This window comes from Streptomyces sp. NPDC005181, assembly GCF_040608395.1.
Taxonomy (GTDB): domain Bacteria; phylum Actinomycetota; class Actinomycetes; order Streptomycetales; family Streptomycetaceae; genus Streptomyces.
This window is the reverse complement of the sequence record NZ_JBEXID010000028.1, coordinates 52,311-68,350: the sequence shown is the minus strand read 5'-3', so window position 1 is coordinate 68,350 and position 16,040 is coordinate 52,311. Positions and strand designations below refer to the sequence as shown.

Below are 16,040 nucleotides of genomic sequence, written 5' to 3'. Positions count from 1 at the left end.
GCGCGGCGGGATGGCGCGGAGCCACACCGGTCGTCACTTTCTCCCAGGGCACAGGGCCGCCGGACCGCGTGCCGCGGGAGACGCGACAGGCGGGCCGGGGCGGGCGTCGACCCGGCTCGGGCGGGCCTGGACCGCCCTCCGCCGGGGTCAGGCTTCCGCGGGCTGGCGGACGTTCGCGTTCACCCAGTCGACGATCGATGCCGTCGTCGCTCCCGGGGTGAAGATCGCCGCGACGCCCTGGTCCTTCAGCGGCGCGATGTCCGCCTCCGGAATGATGCCGCCGCCGAACACCTTGATGTCCTCCGCGTCCCGCTCCTTGAGCAGTTCGATCACCTTGGCGAAGAGCGTGTTGTGCGCGCCGGAGAGGATGGACAGGCCGATCGCGTCGGCGTCCTCCTGGATCGCGGTGTCCACGATCTGCTCGGGCGTCTGGTGGAGCCCGGTGTAGATGACCTCCATACCGGCGTCACGCAGCGCCCTCGCGATCACCTTGGCGCCGCGGTCATGGCCGTCGAGACCCGGCTTGGCCACCACCACACGGATCGGACCGGTCACACCCATCACTGCCTCCACATGCGTCTCCCGAGCCTGAAGGGCCGGGGATGTGAACGAACGTTATCGACAGCATCCCGCACCCCGCCGTTTCGCGGTGGACCGGGAGGGGGAAATCACACCTGGGACATGTTCGCCAGGCTCCGTTTCCCGCATCTCGCGGCACACCCGCCGCGCGGGGCGGACGCCAGGGGAGCCGCTATGAGGTCGCCGTACCACCGCGCCGCCAGCCGCACGGCACGGCGGTACGGCACCAGGGGCCCGACCAGCCCCCGTCCACACCTCTGCCACGGCGCCCATGAGGGCATACGGGGACCGGAGCCGCCTCCCCGTGCGCCGAGCAGGAGGTCGGCCATGAGGGTCATGAAGGTCCTGCCTTTCCTTCCACCGCTGCTGCTGCGCGGGCCGTGCCTGCACCGCACCTGGCTGTCATCGGCGCTGCTGAGGGCCACGGCACTGGAGCTGATCGTGCTCGCCGGGCATGTTCTCCTCTACCCCGCAGGCATCACCAGTGAGCGACGGGACCCCGCGCACCCGTCCGAGCCACCCGCCGAACCGTCCTTCGAGCCGTCCACCGCACAGGCCGCGACCCCGGTCCTTCCCGTCCGGAGCCCCGACCGGCCGCCCGTCGTCCTGCTCCACGGGTTCATCGACAACCGCTCCGTCTTCGTCCTGCTGCGCCGCTCCCTCGCCCGGCACGGCTGGCACCATCTGGAATCCCTCAACTACTCGCCGCTGACCTGCGACATCAGCACGGCCGCCGAGCTGCTCGGACGGCACATCGAGGAGATCTGCGCCCGCACCGGACACCATGAGGTCGACATCGTCGGGCACAGCCTCGGCGGCCTGATAGCCCGTTATTACGTGCAGCGACTCGGCGGTGACCGGCGGGTCCGCACCCTGGTCACTCTCGGCACCCCGCACGGCGGCACGGCCGTCGCCCCGATGGCCAGTGCGCATCCGATCGTGCGCCAGATGCGCAGCGGTTCCGCCCCGATCGAGGAGCTGCGCCGGCCCGCGCCCGGCTGCCGGACCCGGTTCGTGAGTTTCTGGAGCGAGCTGGACCAGGTGATCGTCCCGGCCGAGGCGGCCTGCATCGACCATCCGGACCTCAATGCGCAGAACGTACGCGTCAGCGGGATCGGCCATCTCGCGCTGCCGGTCCACCCGGCGGTCGCCGCGGGGATCCGCCAGGCGCTGGAGTCCCCGGAAGCCACCCCCGGACTCGCGGGTACCACGTCGGTGGCCTGAGGAAGACCGGAATCCTCACCGCGCAAGACCGCCACGCCGCGATGAGGGATGCCGACCCGCACCCGGGGCCGCCCGGACAGGCCAGTAAATAGAACGCGTGTCGAACATAGAGCCAAAGCTCTGTGCACAGTCCGTCGAAAGACGGCCGATTGCCCGTTTCCTGAGCTGCCGGAACCTGACGAAGATTGTCGGCGTCGCATACCGGCGGGTACAGTCGCGGCCACTGCTTTCCCCCTGGGATCCCCCACCGGGCCCCAGACCCCAGGTCCTGCTGCCGAGGCGAGAGAGAAGTTGGTGAACGACCAGCACCCCCACGCCGGGTATGTCGGTTACGACAGCCACTCCACGGGCAGCTTCGACAACGACCCGCTCTTCGGCACCCTCCCGGGCAGCTACGACGGCACGTACGACACCACCGCCTACAACGGTGACTACGCCGGCGGTTACGACGCCGGACAGTCCGGATACAGCGCCCCGTACGACTCCACCCAGTGGGACGCGGGCACGCATCAGACCGCCTCGTACGACCCCTATGTCGCGTACGGAGCCCAGCAGCCGCAGCAGTACGCCACCACCGCAACCTGGGTGCAAGATGACGGCGGCATTCCCGCGCAGGGCGGCTCCCCCGAATCGTCGGGCCAGTGGGACGCCAACGGCTGGTATCAGAACGGCCAGTGGGCGACGGCCGAGACGGTCGGCTACGACACCGGCGCATACGACGCCACCGCCTGGAACACCGGCGCCACGCCCGAGCACGAACAGCAAACCGCGCACATTGCGCAGGAGTCGTACGAACCCGAACAGAGTGCGCACGGCGCCCAGGATCCGTACGAGGCGCATGAGTCATACGAGGCGTACGGGAACCCGAGCTCCTACGATCCGTACGAGCCCTACCGCACCGCCGAGTTCAGCCTCCCCGACACCGACACCGACCGCACCGACCACACCGACGACAGCGGCGACGACGGCGACGGCCTCGACACGGACCGCGCGGCGGACCAGAGTGCGGGCGACATTCCCCGCCCCGTGAGCCGCCCCAGCACCCGCAGCGGCAGCGGCAGCCGCAGTCGGCGTCGCACCCCCGCGAAGCGCTCCGCGCTCCTCACCGTCGCCGTTCCCTCCGCCTGCGTGATGAGCGTCGCCGGTATCGCAGCCGCCTCCGTGGGCGGACTCGGCAGCGGCGAGGAGAAGGACGACACCATGTCGATGGCGGCCGCCGACCCCGGCACCGTCAAGCCGGTCGCTGCCAACAACAAGCTGGACACCCAGCTCGCCAACCTCAGCGCCGACGCCGAGAACTTCGCCGACCGCGCCAGCCGCACCCAGGAGCGCATCGACCTGAAGGAGCGGCAGGCGGCCGAGAAGAAGAAGCGCGAGGAGGAGGCCGCACGGAAAGAGGCGCTGCGGCCCAAGTTCCTCCTGCCGGTCAAGCAGCACGGCCTCAGTGCCTACTTCGGCCAGGCGGGCGTCAACTGGATGTCCGTGCACACGGGCATCGACTTCCCCGTCTCGTACGGCACTCCGGTGATGGCCGCGACCGACGGCACCGTACGCACCCAGTGGAACAGCGCCTACGGGAACATGGCCATCGTCACCACGGCCGACGGCACCGAGACCTGGTACTGCCACCTCAGCAGCACCAGGATCCGCTCGGGCCCGGTCAAGGCCGGTGACGTCATCGCGTACTCCGGGAACTCCGGGAACTCCACCGGCCCGCACCTGCACTTCGAGGTCCGGCCCGGTGGCGGCGCGGCCATAGACCCGCTGCCCTGGCTCCGCAGCCACGGCCTCGACCCGACCTGAGCAGCCGCAAGGACCCACGGCCGGTGGTGCCCCAGGGGCGTCCTGCCTAGAGCTTCTCCACCGGCGCGTACCGCAGCAGCAGCTTCTTCGGCCGTTCGTCCCCGAAGTCGACCGTCGCCTTCGCCTGGTCGCCGATCCCCTCGACCGCTGTCACCGTGCCGAGCCCGAACTGGTCGTGCGTGACCCGGTCCCCGACCACCAGCGTGATCGTCGGCTTGTCCGAGGTGCGCCGGGTCGCAAAACCCGAGGGGCCCGAGCGTGAGCGCGACGAGGACAGCGACGATGTGATGCCCGACGTCGGTCCGGCCGGTGCCGCCATCGGCCCGGTCCGCTTCCACTGCAGATGCTGGTCCGGGATCTCCTCGAGGAACCGCGACGGCGGGTTGTACGAGGGCTGCCCCCACGCACTGCGCATCGCCGCCCGGGTCAGATAGAGCCGCTCACGGGCCCGGGTGATCCCGACATAGGCGAGGCGCCGCTCCTCCTCCAGCTCCTTGGCCTGTCCCAGCGCGCGCATGTGCGGGAAGACGCCGTCCTCCATGCCGGTCAGGAAGACCACCGGGAATTCGAGGCCCTTCGCGGTGTGCAGGGTCATCAGTGTGATGACGCCGGAGCCGTCCGTGTCCTCGTCGGGGATCTGGTCGGAGTCGGCGACGAGCGCGACCTTCTCCAGGAACTCGGCGAGCGTGCCCGCACTCGCGCCCTCCCCCGCGTCGGACTCCCCCTGCTCCTGCTCGAACTCGAGCGCGACGGCGGCGAGTTCCTGCAGGTTCTCGATGCGGGTCTCGTCCTGCGGATCGGTGGACGCCTGGAGTTCCGCGAGATAGCCGGTCCGCTCCAGAACCGCCTCCAGCACCACGGCGGGGCCCGCGCCCGACTCGACGATCGTGCGCAGCTCCTCCATCAGCGTGTTGAACCGCTTGACGGCGTTGGCCGAGCGGGCCGCCATGCCGTACGCCTCGTCGACGCGGCGCAGCGCCTGCGGGAACGTGATCTTCTCGCGCAGCGACAGGGCGTCGATCATCGCCTCGGCGCGGTCGCCGATGCCGCGCTTCGGCACGTTCAGAATGCGGCGCAGCGGGACGGTGTCCTCGGGGTTGGCGAGGACCCGGAGGTAGGCAAGGATGTCCCGGACCTCCTTGCGCTCGTAGAAGCGCACGCCGCCGACGACCTTGTAGGGCAGGCCGACGCGGATGAAGATCTCTTCAAAAACCCGGGACTGCGCGTTCGTCCGGTAGAAGATGGCGACATCGCCCGCCTTGGCGTCGCCCGCGTCGGTCAGCCGGTCGATCTCGTCGGCGACGAACTGCGCCTCGTCGTGCTCGGTGTCGGCGACATAGCCGGTGATCCGGGCGCCCTCGCCCGCGTTCGTCCAGAGGTTCTTGGGGCGGCGGCTCTCGTTGCGCTCGATGACCGCGTTGGCCGCGGAGAGAATCGTCTGCGTGGAGCGGTAGTTCTGCTCCAGCAGGATCGTCGTCGCGTTCGGGTAGTCCTCCTCGAACTGGAGGATGTTGCGGATGGTCGCGCCGCGGAAGGCGTAGATCGACTGGTCCGCGTCACCCACGACGCACAGCTCGGCGGGGGCGTCGGCCGGTCCGGCCGGGCCCACCAGTTCGCGTACGAGTGTGTACTGCGCGTGGTTGGTGTCCTGGTACTCGTCGACGAGGACGTGCCGGAAGCGGCGGCGGTAGTGCTCAGCGACATCGGGGAACGCCTGGAGCAGATGGACCGTCGTCATGATGATGTCGTCGAAGTCCAGTGCGTTGGCCTCGCGCAGCCGGGACTGGTACATCGCGTAGGCCTGGGCGAGCGTCTTCTCGAAGCCGTCCGCGGCCTGCCCGGCGAAGGTCTCCTCGTCGATCAGTTCGTTCTTCAGGTTCGAGACCTTCGCCGTGAACGACTTCGGCGGAAAGCGCTTCGGGTCGAGGTCCAGATCGCGGCAGACCAGGGCCATCAGCCGCTTGGAGTCGGCGGCGTCGTAGATCGAGAACGACGAGGTGAAGCCGAGCTTCTTCGATTCCCGGCGCAGGATCCGTACGCACGCGCTGTGGAACGTCATGACCCACATGGCGTTGGCGCGCGGTCCGACGAGCTGCTCGACGCGCTCCTTCATCTCGCCCGCGGCCTTGTTGGTGAAGGTGATCGCCAGGATCTGGCCGGGGTGCACCCCGCGCTCGGCCAGCAGATGGGCGATGCGGTGGGTGAGAACCCGGGTCTTGCCGGAGCCGGCCCCGGCGACGATGAGCAGCGGCGAGCCGGCGTGCACGACGGCGGCGCGCTGCTCGGTGTTCAGCCCGTCGAGCAGGGCGGCGGCGTCGATGACGGGGCGGTGGGCGCCGTCCCGGTAGTACGCGTCCCTGGGCGGCGGGGGCGCGTCGAATACGCCCGCGAAGAGGTCCTCCGGCACCGCTTCGGGTGCGGAGTCCTCGGGGGGCGGCGGGGGCTCTTCCTCCGAGTGCTGGAGGCCGGCCAGGAAACTGTCGTCAAAGAGGCTGCTCATCGCTTGACGAGTCTAGGCCGCCGCACCGACACCGTGCGGCCGCATGGCTAACCGCACCCGGAACACGGGCACATACAGAGACCACGCACCCACACCGCGTAAGGGAAGAGGGGGCTCGCTCCGCCCGCACCACCACCCCGTCATCAAGGTCACGAAAATGTATCGGGCATATCGAACATCAACCTTCACAGCAGCACCATGGGTTGGCTAGCGTGCTCGGTCGGGCGGCCCGTACCACCTGAGGCGAACCACGCCGAGCGGGCTCCCACGCTGAATCCGGGCTGCCCTCGCGGGAGTTCGGAACCGGGGACCCACATGCATCACCGGGGTGAATCGGTCCATATCCCTCATTCGGACCGTAGGGCAGCCTTCCGTTCCGCCCGAACCCGACAGCTAACCCGGTAGGCGGTCCACGGAAGGAGATGCCGGCCTTGGCGTCGCATCGCAAACCGCGCACCCGTGTGCGCAGCACCACCCCCGCCGTCGGGTTCACGACGGCCGCACTGGCAGGGATGACCCTGCTGTCCGCGCAGAGCGCCACGGCCGCGCCGGCCTCACCGAAGCCCAGCATCGAGGACGTGCAGAAGAAGGTCGACGACCTCTACCGGCAGGCGGGCACCGCGACCCAGCAGTACAACCAGGCGAAGGAGGCCTCCGCCGCACAGCGGGGCAAGGCCGACGCCCTGCTGAACGAGGTCGCGAAGCGTGCCGACAAGCTGAACGACGCGCGTAGGGCGCTCGGTGAGTACGCGGCCGCGCAGTACCGCACCGGCTCCATCGCACCGACCGCCACCTTCTTCCTGGCCGACGACCCGCAGTCGTACTTCGACCAGAACCAGTTGATGGCCCGGATGGCGGGCCGGCAGCAGAAGGCGGTCACGGACTTCCGCACCCAGCAGGCCGCGGCGTCGGAGAAGCGCGCCGAGGCGGTGAAGAGCCTGGAGACGCTCACCGAGTCGCAGGCCACGCTGCGGACGAGCAAGGAGAACGTCCAGAAGAAGCTGGGCGAGGCCCGCACGATGCTGTCGAAGCTGACGGCCGAGGAGAAGGCGCGACTCGCAGCGCTGGAGCGCAAGAAGGAGGCGGAGGCCAAGCGCAAGGCGGAGGAGCTGGCCCGCCGGCAGGCCGCCGCCAAGGCCGAGGCGGACCGCAAGGCCGAGGAGGCCGCGCAGCAGGCCGGATCCGGCGGCGATACGGGAACGGGCACCGGGACCGGAACCGGCTCGGACACCAGCGCCACCACGAAGGCCGAGAAGGTCCTCGCCTTTGCCCGCGCCCAGATAGGCAAGCCGTACGTCTGGGGCGCGACGGGCCCCTCGTCGTACGACTGCTCGGGGCTGACCCAGGCCGCCTGGAAGGCGGCGGGCGTCGACATCCCCCGTACCACCTGGGACCAGGTGGAGATCGGCACGCGGATCGCGACGGCGGATCTGCAGCCGGGCGACCTCGTCTTCTTCTACGACGACATCAGTCACGTCGGCATCTACGAGGGCGACGGCATGATGATCCACGCCCCGAAGCCGGGGGCGAATGTCCGCGAGGAGTCGATCTATTACATGCCGATCTACGGCAGCGTGCGGCCCGCGTAGCGCGGCCCCGGACAGCGACGAGCCCCTGCCGGACGGATCCGGCAGGGGCTCGCGCGATGAATGACAGGGGCGGCTCGGGCGGCAGCGGCCGGCTCAGGTCCAGAGGGTCGCGATGAAGATATTGGCGACTGTCAGTCCGCCGACCGCCGCGAAGACGCCCTTCTCGACCTTCTCCTCGTCCCGCTTGATGTAGACCAGCGCGAGGATCACGACCAGGACCGCCAGCTTCACGCCGATCTTGATGTTGTTGACCGGCTGGTCGTCGGCCTGGTTGAGCCCGACCAGTGCAACACCGGTGACCAGCATGGTCAGCGCACCGTGCAGCATCGCCGGGACGAAGCGTGCCGTGCCCGCGCCCATCGCCTTCATCTGGGTCAGGAAGCCGCCCAGGAGGGAGGCGATACCGATGATGTGCAGCGCGACGAAGACATTGATGAGTACGTCCATGGGGCCGCAGCCTAGCCGGGGTCATAGCACCGCCCTCCGGCGAGGTGGGGGATCTGTGCATTTCACTCGCATCTGCACCAATTGCCTGCCTCTGGTGCGATTTCTCCGATCACTTGATGACATCGCCTCGCCAAATTCGGGCAATAGCCGTCATTACGACTCTTCCCCATGCCCCGGGTTTAGCGTCCCTATCCAGGTGACCGACTTCACCGTCGCTCCGCACCCGGACGGCGACCCGGTCACCCCGCCGAAGAGTCCGGCGGCGAGCCGCTCCCCCCTGCCGGCTTCGCCGTCGGACCTCCGCGGGCCCGCCGGTAGGCCCCGACGGGCAGTCGACAGCGAGGAGCCCCGCCCCCGTGGCAGCACATCGAAAACCCAAGCAGCGCCCGCATACCGGCTCTGCTGCCCGCACCGCAGCCACCCTCGCGTTTGCGGGGGCCGCGACAGCTGCCGCCCTGCCGGGGGCTGCACACGCCGATCCACAGCCCACCCCTTCCCAGGTCAAGGCCACAGTGGACCGGCTGTACCACCAGGCGGAGGTCGCCACCGAGCAGTACAACGGCGCGAAGGAGAAGGCGACCGCCACCGCCAAGTCCCTGGGAGCACTGCGCGACGAGGCCGCCCGCAGGACCGAACGCCTCAACGCCTCCCGCAACGCACTCGGTTCGCTCGCCGCCGCGCAGTACCGCACCGGAGGCATCGACCCCGCCGTACAGCTGGCGCTCTCCTCCAACCCCGACCAGTACCTGCAACGGGCCTCGTACGTGGACCGGATCGCCGACCGTCAGGCCACCGAGCTCTCCAAGGTGCAGCGGCAGGTCACCGAGATCGCGCAGCTGCGCGCCGAGGCGAAGGAGGAGCTGGCGGCACTGGGCGCCCGCCAGGCCGAACTGAAGAAGCACCGCACGACGGTCAGGGCCAAACTGGCCGACGCCCAGCGGCTCCTGGACACCCTGTCCCCCGCGCAGCGCGCCGCGTACGAGCGGTGGGACACCACACGCTCCGCTGCCGGCCACGCCGATCGCAGCGACCGGCGCGCCGGCGCCGCACAGGCCGCCCCCAACGCCCGCGCCGCAGAGGCCGTCGCGTTCGCCTACGGGGCGCTGGGCAAGCCGTACGTCTGGGGCGCGACCGGTCCGACCTCGTTCGACTGCTCCGGGCTGACCCAGGCCGCCTGGCGCTCCGCCGGTGTCTCGCTCCCGCGCACCACATACACGCAGATCAACGCCGGGCAGCGCATCTCCCGCTCCGAACTCACCCCCGGTGACCTGGTGTTCTTCTACTCCGGCGTCAGCCATGTCGGCCTGTACATCGGCGACGGCCGGATGATCCACGCGCCGCACCCCGGTGCACCGGTCCGCATCGCACCGATCGACGAAATGCCCTTCGCCGGGGCGACCCGGGTGGCATAGGCTCCCGGCTGCCGCAGTCCGGAGTCCCGCCGGGACCGGTCGAAGGAGACCCCGCACATGCCCTTGGACACAGACGTCCAGAGCCACACCCGTACGCTCGCCCTGCGCTCCCCCGACCATCTGCGGATCGGCCCGTTCACCGTCCGCCACAACCCCCATTGGCAGCTCAAGTACGCCAATTACGCGATCCCGGACCAGGGGGCCGAGCCGACGGCGGCCGACGTGCAGGCGCTGATCGCCGCGTTCCGAGAGCGGGACCGGATGCCGCGTCTGGAGTATCTGCCCAGTGCGGCGCCCGCGGTCGAACCCGCGCTGCTCGCCGCCGGTTTCACCGTCGAGAACCAGGCCCCGATCCTGGCCTGCGCCCCCGGCGACCTCCTGCCGCCGAAGCCGGTGGACGCCCTCGTCATCACCGAACCCGCCACCGGCACGGAGTTCGACGCCGCCGCCCGCGTTCAGCACCACGGCTACGGCGGGACGGGCGAACCCGAGGGCGGCGCGGCGGCCTGGCTGCGCAACGCGGTGGCAGGCGGCGGGGTAGCGGCCCTCGCCACCGTGGACGGTGTCCCGGCGGGCGCGGGCGGCTGCTCGGTCCCGGTCGACGGCCTCACCGAACTGGCCGGTCTCGCCGTCGCCGACACGTTCCGCCGCCGCGGCATCGGCGCCGCGCTCTCTGCGCATCTGACCGCGACGGCGTTCGCGCGGGGCTGCCGGGTGGTGTGGCTGGAGCCGGGCGACGGCGATGTGGAGCGGATCTACGCGGGCATCGGATACCGCAGGATCGGCGAGAAGCTGAACATCTCGCTCGACCCCGCCTGAGCACCTCCGGGGTCTCGGCCCCGCCGGTGCGCTTCCGGAGTTCAGACCAGCCGTCGGGCCGTCGCCCACCGCGTCAGCTCGTGCCGGTTCGACAGCTGGAGCTTCCGCAGCACCGCCGAGACATGCGACTCGACCGTCTTCACCGAGATGAACAGCTGCTTGGCGATCTCCTTGTACGCATAGCCGCGGGCGATCAGCCGCAGTACCTCGCGCTCGCGCTGCGTCAGCCGGTCCAGGTCCTCGTCGACCGGCGGCGCGTCCGTCGAGGCGAAGGCGTCGAGGACGAAGCCGGCCAGCCGGGGCGAGAACACGGCGTCGCCGTCCTGGACCCGGAAGACCGAGTCGACCAGGTCGGTGCCGGTGATCGTCTTGGTGACATAGCCGCGGGCGCCACCGCGGATGACGCCGATGACGTCCTCGGCGGCGTCCGAGACGGACAGCGCCAGGAAGCGCACCGGGTTCTCGGCCGCACCCATCAGCGGGGAGCAGCGGCGCAGCACCTCGACGCCGCCGCCGCCCGGCAGGTGGACGTCGAGGAGGACGACCTCGGGGCGGGTCGCCGTGATGACGGTGACCGCCTGGTCGACGTCGGCAGCCTCGCCGACGACCTCGACGCCGGTCTCCTCGGTGCGGCCGATCTCGGCCTGCACCCCGGTACGGAACATCCGGTGGTCGTCGACGAGCACGACCCGTACCCGGCGCTCCGGGCCCCCAGTTGCCTCAGTGGTCTCCGTCATCGCTCGCCCTCTCCATCTCCAGCTCGACTTCCGTGCCCCCGCCGGGCACCGAACGCAGCCGCGCCGTACCGCCGTTGCGCTGCATCCGGCCGATGATTGATTCTCGTACGCCCATTCTGTCCGCCGGTACCGAATCCGGATCGAATCCCGGCCCCCGGTCCCTTACCGAGACGAAGACCGTACGGCCCTCGACCTCCGCGTAGACCTGCACCGCGCCGCCCTCGCCACCGTACTTCGCGGCGTTGACCATCGCCTCGCGTGCGGCCTGCATCTGAGCGGCGAGCTTCTCGTCGAGCGGGCAGTCGCCGACGACGACGACTTCCAGCGGAACGCCGTGTTTGTCCTCGACCTCGGCGGCGGCGCGCTTGACCGCCTCGGCGAGGGTCTCCGGTTCGTCGCCCTCCTCCTTGCCGGTGCCCTCGGGGTTGTACAGCCAGTTGCGCAGTTCGCGTTCCTGGGCGCGGGCCAGCCTGCGGACCTCACCCGGGTCCTCGGCGTTGCGCTGGATCAGAGTGAGGGTGTGCAGCACGGAGTCATGGACATGGGCGGCGACCTCGGCGCGCTCCTGGGCCCTGATGCGCATCAGGCGTTCCTCGGAGAGGTCCTGGGTCATGCGTACGAGATAGGGGCCGGCCAGCAGCGCGATGCCGGTGAGAACGGCGATCGCCGCAGTGAGGACATTGCCGAGCTGGGCCGCGGAGCCGCGTACCACCATGAAGCCGGCGAGGCCCAGGCCGACCAGGGCGACCCCGGCCAGCCCGCGGGCCAGATGCAGCACCCGGCGGCGGCTGCCGACCTCCATCCAGCGGGCCCGCCGCGCGTTGTCGGCCTGCCGCCACACCAGGACGGAGCCCGCGCCGATCAGCAGCGTCGGCCAGATGTAGCGGTCGGCCTTGCTGCCCATGTCGACGTTGCCGACGAAGATGACGGCGCCGATCAGCAGCGCTATGAGGGCGAACACCTGCCCCTTGTCGGGCTTGCGGAGCCGGCGCCGGCCGTCGGCGCCTGTATCGAAGACGGAGCGCGGCGCCTCGACCCCGCCGACACCGAGCGGGACGACGATCCAGAACACGGCGTACAGCAGCGCACCGAGGCCGTCCGCGAAGAACAGGCCGAGGAAGACGAACCGCACCCAGGCGACGGGCAACCCGAGATGCCCGGCAAGTCCGCGCGCGACGCCGCCGAGCAGCCGTCCGTCGGCGCTGCGGTACAGCTTGCGCAGCGGTGGCTCCTCCGGGTCGGCGCTGAGGGAGCCCCCGGCTCGGGGCGTGGCGGCTGGCATGCTCCGATCGTCACATGCCGGGCCGGTCGGCGGCATCAGGGTCGGCCCCCACTCAACCCTGAGACGGCCGGTCGTACGGGGACTCGAGGGCCTACCCTCAGGGTCCGCGCGGCCAATATCAGGGATCGGCCAGGGTCGGCGCGGGTGCCGCGGGCGCGCACGGCCCGTCACCATGGAGCCATGACCGTTCCCCAGGACGCCGCCTCCGGCGTCGCGCCGCCCTCCGCACCGAGTCCGCAGCTGCAGCGCAGCTCGCGGCAGAAAGTGGTGGCCGGGGTGTGCGGCGGGCTCGGCCGGTACTGCGACGTGGACCCGGTGATCTTCCGGATCGTGCTCGGTGTCCTGTCGGTGACCGGTGGCCTGGGCCTGATCTTCTACGGCTTCGCGTGGCTGCTGATCCCGCTGGAGGGCGAGGAGGAGAACGAGGCGCGCAGGCTGCTGTCGGGCCGGGTCGAGGGGGCGTCGCTGATCGCGGTGCTGTTCGCGCTGATCGGCTGCGGGCTCTTCCTCTCCATGCTGGGCAACGGCGGCACGCTGGCGTTCTCCGCGATGCTGACGCTCGCGGTCATCGGCTTCTGTGTCTGGACGCGGCACCGCAGGACCGCGGCCCCCGAGGACCCGCTGCACCCGGCGGCCGCACAGGCGGTGGCGGACGCGCCGCCGGAGGTGAAGGCGCCGCCGTCGCCGGCCGGCCCGTCCTGGTGGCGGGATCCGATCATCAAGGACGGCACCTCGGGGCCGGTGGGCGCCGGCTATCTGTGGGGTCCGGCGGACACGGTGCTCGGCGAGGGGACGGTACGGCCCCGCAGCGCCGCGGCGGACGCCCCGTTCCGCGCGCCCGAACGGGTGCGGGCGGACCGGGGGCCGCACTCGATCGGTGGCCTGGTCTTTCTGTTTGCGCTCGTCGCGGGCGGTCTGTCCACGGGGCTCAGCTGGGAGACCCATCCGCTCGGTACGAGCCTGCAGTTCGGTCTGGCCGCGGCGCTCGCCGTGTTCGGTGCCGGCATGGTCGTCAGCACGTTCCTCGGCCGGACCGGGTTCGGCACGGTGCTGCTGTCGATGATCACGGCGGTGCTGCTGGCGGGCGCGGCGGCGCTGCCGAAGGAGATCAGCACCCAGTGGGTGCGCGAGGAGTGGCGGCCGGCCTCGGTCGCGGCGGTCCAGCCGCGGTACGAACTGGGCTCCGGGGTCGGCACGCTCGACCTCACCGAGGTCCCGGTCCCGAAGGGCGACACGGTCAGCACCCGGGTGCGGGTGGGCGCAGGCCGGGCGGTCGTCGTCGTACCGAGGGCGGTGACCGTCCAGGTGCGGGCGGAGGCCGGGCTCGGGGACATCCGGCTGCCGGCCGATCCCCCGGGCGATGTGGACGTCAGCCCGGCGCAGAGAGAACACCGGACGATCGCTCCGCCGGCCGGCGTCACCCCGGCCGGCACGGTCGAGCTGGATCTGGAAGTCGGTATCGGACAGGTGGAGGTCACTCGTGCTGCGTCATGAGATCCGGCCGGGCCGCGCGGTGGCGGGCATCGCGATGCTCGCCCTGGCGGCCGGCTACGCGGCGGACGCGGCGGGCACCTGGGACGCCCCCTGGGCCTTCTTCTTCCCGGTGTTCTTCGGCGGCTTCTGGCTGGCCGCCACCACGACGTGGGTGAGCTACCGGATACGTCGCCGGCGCGACGCGAGGAGGGCGTCCACGGAGAACGACGCGGCGCCACCGAGCACGAGCGGCAGCCAGGCCATGAGGTAGGCCAGGTCGTTGCCGAAGTAGTAAGGATCGGCCTGCCAGCTCATGGTCAGCCACAGACTCAGCGAGATCAGTGCCCCGCCGAGTGCGGCGAGCCGCGTCCACAGCCCGATCAGGGTGCCGATGCCGACGGCGAGTTCACCGAAGGCGATGGCGTACCCGACCCCTCCGGGACTCTTCAGCGCGAGGTCGACGAGTGCCGGGATCGCGGACGAGTCGCGTACCGCGTGCATCATCTCGCCGACGGACCCCGGCCCGGCGGCGCGGAAGAAGGCACTGTCCGTCAGTTTGTCGAGCGCGGCATAGATGAAGGTGGCGCCGAGAAATATGCGCAGCGGCAGCAGCGCATGCTCCCGTGCCAGCTCCCGCAGGCTCCTCTTCTCGCCCAGACCACCTGTATTCGTGCCGTACCCATGCATAGTGACCCCGCCTTCCGTCGACCCGTCACCAGACCATACGTACGCGGTGAACGCGCTGCTCACCAGCCCTACGGCTCGATCAGGTGCATTCGGCGGGGATCCGTCCTGCCGTTCAGTCCGTGACGTCGATCTCGACCCGATTCGTCTCCACCCCGGCGGCCGTCACGACCTGTACGTCCACCAGTCCCGGTTCGACCTCCACCGGCACCGGCACGGTGAGCACGGTGTCCGCCGGGTTGGCGAAGCCGCCTGCCACCGGGACCAGCGGGACATGGACATGGACCCGGCCGATCCGGACGACCACGCGGGCCAGCCGGTCCGGGGCCCCAGCGCCGGGCGGTACGAAACCGGCGCCACGGATCTCGATGTCGTCGCCGGTACGGATCGGCGCGTCCAGATCCCCGGGTTCCCGGGCCCGTACGACGGACAGCACGACCGGACGCCCGCCCTCCGTGTATTTGCCCGCGAAGTACGTCGCCGCGGAGACAGCCACCAACAGGGCCAGCCCCCACGGCAGATCGGGCAGTTGCTCGGGCCGGCGGGCCAGCCGGACCGCGGCGAAGAGTACGGCCACGGCGCTCACCAGCACGTACTGCACGTCGGTGAAGCTGCCCCGCCCGGAGTCGTCGGTGAGCAGATCGGCGGCGCGCGGCCGGTCGGCGCGCAGCTTCTGCAGCCGCCCGGCGAGGGCGCGTCCGGTCACCACCCGGCGCACGACCACGGCAATGGCGCATACCAGCGCCAGCGCGGTCAGCACCCCGGCGCCGCGCGCCAGCTCCAGGCCGTCGATCAGCGCGTCGCGCTCCGCGTGGCCGGAGGCGCCCGCCAGCTGGAGTGCGAGGACGAGTACGGAGAAGACAGCGAGCAGCACCCAGGCCACCGCGACCGCACGGGAGGTCGAGAGCCGGTTGTCCTCACCGATCAGCGGGGCGAGGACGCCGCCGCGGGCCCGGTGGAAGCGGGCGGCGCCGGTCAGCAGCCCGGCGGTGACGAGCGCGGCGAGCAGACCGGCGGTGCGGGCCGTCGACCAGCCCGCACCGATGGCGGTGCCGGCCTCGCCGATGGCGAGCAGGGCGACGCCTCCCCAGACGACGGTCAGGGTGCGCACCCACACCTGGTGGAGCCAGGCGTCGCCCGCCTCCCGGCTGCGCTCGGCGACCGCACGGGCCGACTCGGTCAGCTCGTCGGAGACCCACTGGCGGGTCGCGGACGCGGACTGGGCGACGCCGGTCGGCAGCCCCTGGCCCGCGGCGAGTTCGTCCCGCTTGGCCAGGAAGGCGGCCACCGCGCGCCGGTGTCCCTCGCGCGCTCCGTGCGGGCAGTCGCCGCACGTACAGCCACCGCCGTGCGTGCCTTGTCGTGCCTCGTCCAACGCCACGGAGAACGCCACCCTTTCCCGCCCACGTACTGCCAACTGACCACTGATTGCTGCGAATTGTGCCGTACGGGACGGGACGGGCCCGCATCGGGGCGGCCGGGACGCGCGGA

At 70.9% G+C, this 16,040-nt stretch carries 13 protein-coding genes and 1 riboswitch; of the genes, 6 read left to right on the top strand and 7 right to left on the bottom strand.

Annotated features, from left to right (window positions below; genetic code table 11):
• Positions 1 to 147 precede the first annotated feature (147 nt).
• Entirely contained in the window at positions 148 to 561 is a 414-nt protein-coding gene (locus tag ABZV38_RS19710; protein WP_356328603.1) for a cobalamin B12-binding domain-containing protein, read from the bottom strand.
• A 354-nt stretch (positions 562 to 915) separates the two neighbouring features.
• On the opposite strand from ABZV38_RS19710, the gene ABZV38_RS19705 reads away from it, so the two are divergent.
• Entirely contained in the window at positions 916 to 1,803 is an 888-nt protein-coding gene (locus ABZV38_RS19705; RefSeq protein WP_356328638.1) for an alpha/beta fold hydrolase, read from the top strand.
• 294 nt (positions 1,804 to 2,097) lie between these two features.
• A complete protein-coding gene (locus ABZV38_RS19700; protein WP_356328601.1) occupies positions 2,098 to 3,606 on the top strand; it encodes a peptidoglycan DD-metalloendopeptidase family protein in 1,509 nt (502 codons plus the stop codon).
• Between the two features lie 46 nt (positions 3,607 to 3,652).
• On the opposite strand, the gene pcrA is transcribed toward ABZV38_RS19700, so the two are convergent.
• Entirely contained in the window at positions 3,653 to 6,106 is a 2,454-nt protein-coding gene (gene pcrA, locus ABZV38_RS19695) for a DNA helicase PcrA (protein WP_356328599.1), read from the bottom strand.
• Positions 6,107 to 6,364: 258 nt separating this feature from the next.
• Positions 6,365 to 6,530, top strand: a riboswitch (cyclic di-AMP (ydaO/yuaA leader).
• On the opposite strand from pcrA, the gene ABZV38_RS19690 reads away from it, so the two are divergent.
• Positions 6,529 to 7,695 (top strand): NlpC/P60 family protein, encoded by a 1,167-nt coding sequence (locus ABZV38_RS19690; RefSeq protein ID WP_356328596.1) that lies wholly within the window; start codon positions 6,529 to 6,531, stop codon positions 7,693 to 7,695. (Overlaps the previous riboswitch by 2 nt.)
• A gap of 93 nt (positions 7,696 to 7,788) precedes the next feature.
• Here ABZV38_RS19690 and ABZV38_RS19685 read toward each other — a convergent pair whose 3' ends face one another.
• Complete coding sequence (locus ABZV38_RS19685) at positions 7,789 to 8,142, bottom strand: hypothetical protein (RefSeq protein WP_356328594.1); 354 nt, start codon at positions 8,140 to 8,142, stop codon at positions 7,789 to 7,791.
• Positions 8,143 to 8,498: 356 nt separating this feature from the next.
• Between ABZV38_RS19685 and ABZV38_RS19680 the strand changes: the two genes are divergently transcribed.
• Both ABZV38_RS19680 and ABZV38_RS19675 read left to right on the top strand, forming a co-directional pair.
• Entirely contained in the window at positions 8,499 to 9,554 is a 1,056-nt protein-coding gene (locus ABZV38_RS19680) for an NlpC/P60 family protein (RefSeq protein WP_356328592.1), read from the top strand.
• 57 nt (positions 9,555 to 9,611) lie between these two features.
• On the top strand, positions 9,612 to 10,373 hold the full coding sequence (locus tag ABZV38_RS19675; RefSeq protein WP_356328590.1) for a GNAT family N-acetyltransferase: 762 nt from the start codon (positions 9,612 to 9,614) through the stop codon (positions 10,371 to 10,373).
• 41 nt (positions 10,374 to 10,414) lie between these two features.
• Here the strand turns inward: ABZV38_RS19675 and ABZV38_RS19670 are convergent, their stop codons facing one another.
• Positions 10,415 to 11,110 carry a response regulator transcription factor gene (locus ABZV38_RS19670; protein ID WP_356328588.1) on the bottom strand — a complete coding sequence of 232 codons (696 nt, stop codon included), beginning with the start codon at positions 11,108 to 11,110 and terminating at the stop codon, positions 10,415 to 10,417.
• Positions 11,094 to 12,392 carry a PspC domain-containing protein gene (locus ABZV38_RS19665; RefSeq protein WP_356328586.1) on the bottom strand — a complete coding sequence of 433 codons (1,299 nt, stop codon included), beginning with the start codon at positions 12,390 to 12,392 and terminating at the stop codon, positions 11,094 to 11,096. The genes ABZV38_RS19670 and ABZV38_RS19665 overlap by 17 nt, the downstream gene beginning before the upstream one ends.
• 180 nt (positions 12,393 to 12,572) lie before the next feature.
• Here ABZV38_RS19665 and ABZV38_RS19660 point away from each other — a divergent pair, with 180 nt between their 5' ends.
• Positions 12,573 to 13,886 carry a PspC domain-containing protein gene (locus ABZV38_RS19660; protein ID WP_356328584.1) on the top strand — a complete coding sequence of 438 codons (1,314 nt, stop codon included), beginning with the start codon at positions 12,573 to 12,575 and terminating at the stop codon, positions 13,884 to 13,886.
• Positions 13,887 to 14,042: 156 nt separating this feature from the next.
• Here the strand turns inward: ABZV38_RS19660 and ABZV38_RS19655 are convergent, their stop codons facing one another.
• Entirely contained in the window at positions 14,043 to 14,552 is a 510-nt protein-coding gene (locus tag ABZV38_RS19655) for a DoxX family protein (protein WP_356328582.1), read from the bottom strand.
• A 112-nt stretch (positions 14,553 to 14,664) separates the two neighbouring features.
• Positions 14,665 to 15,930, bottom strand: coding sequence for a hypothetical protein (locus tag ABZV38_RS19650; RefSeq protein ID WP_356328580.1), 1,266 nt, complete (start codon positions 15,928 to 15,930; stop codon positions 14,665 to 14,667).
• Between the last annotated feature and the right edge of the window lie 110 nt (positions 15,931 to 16,040).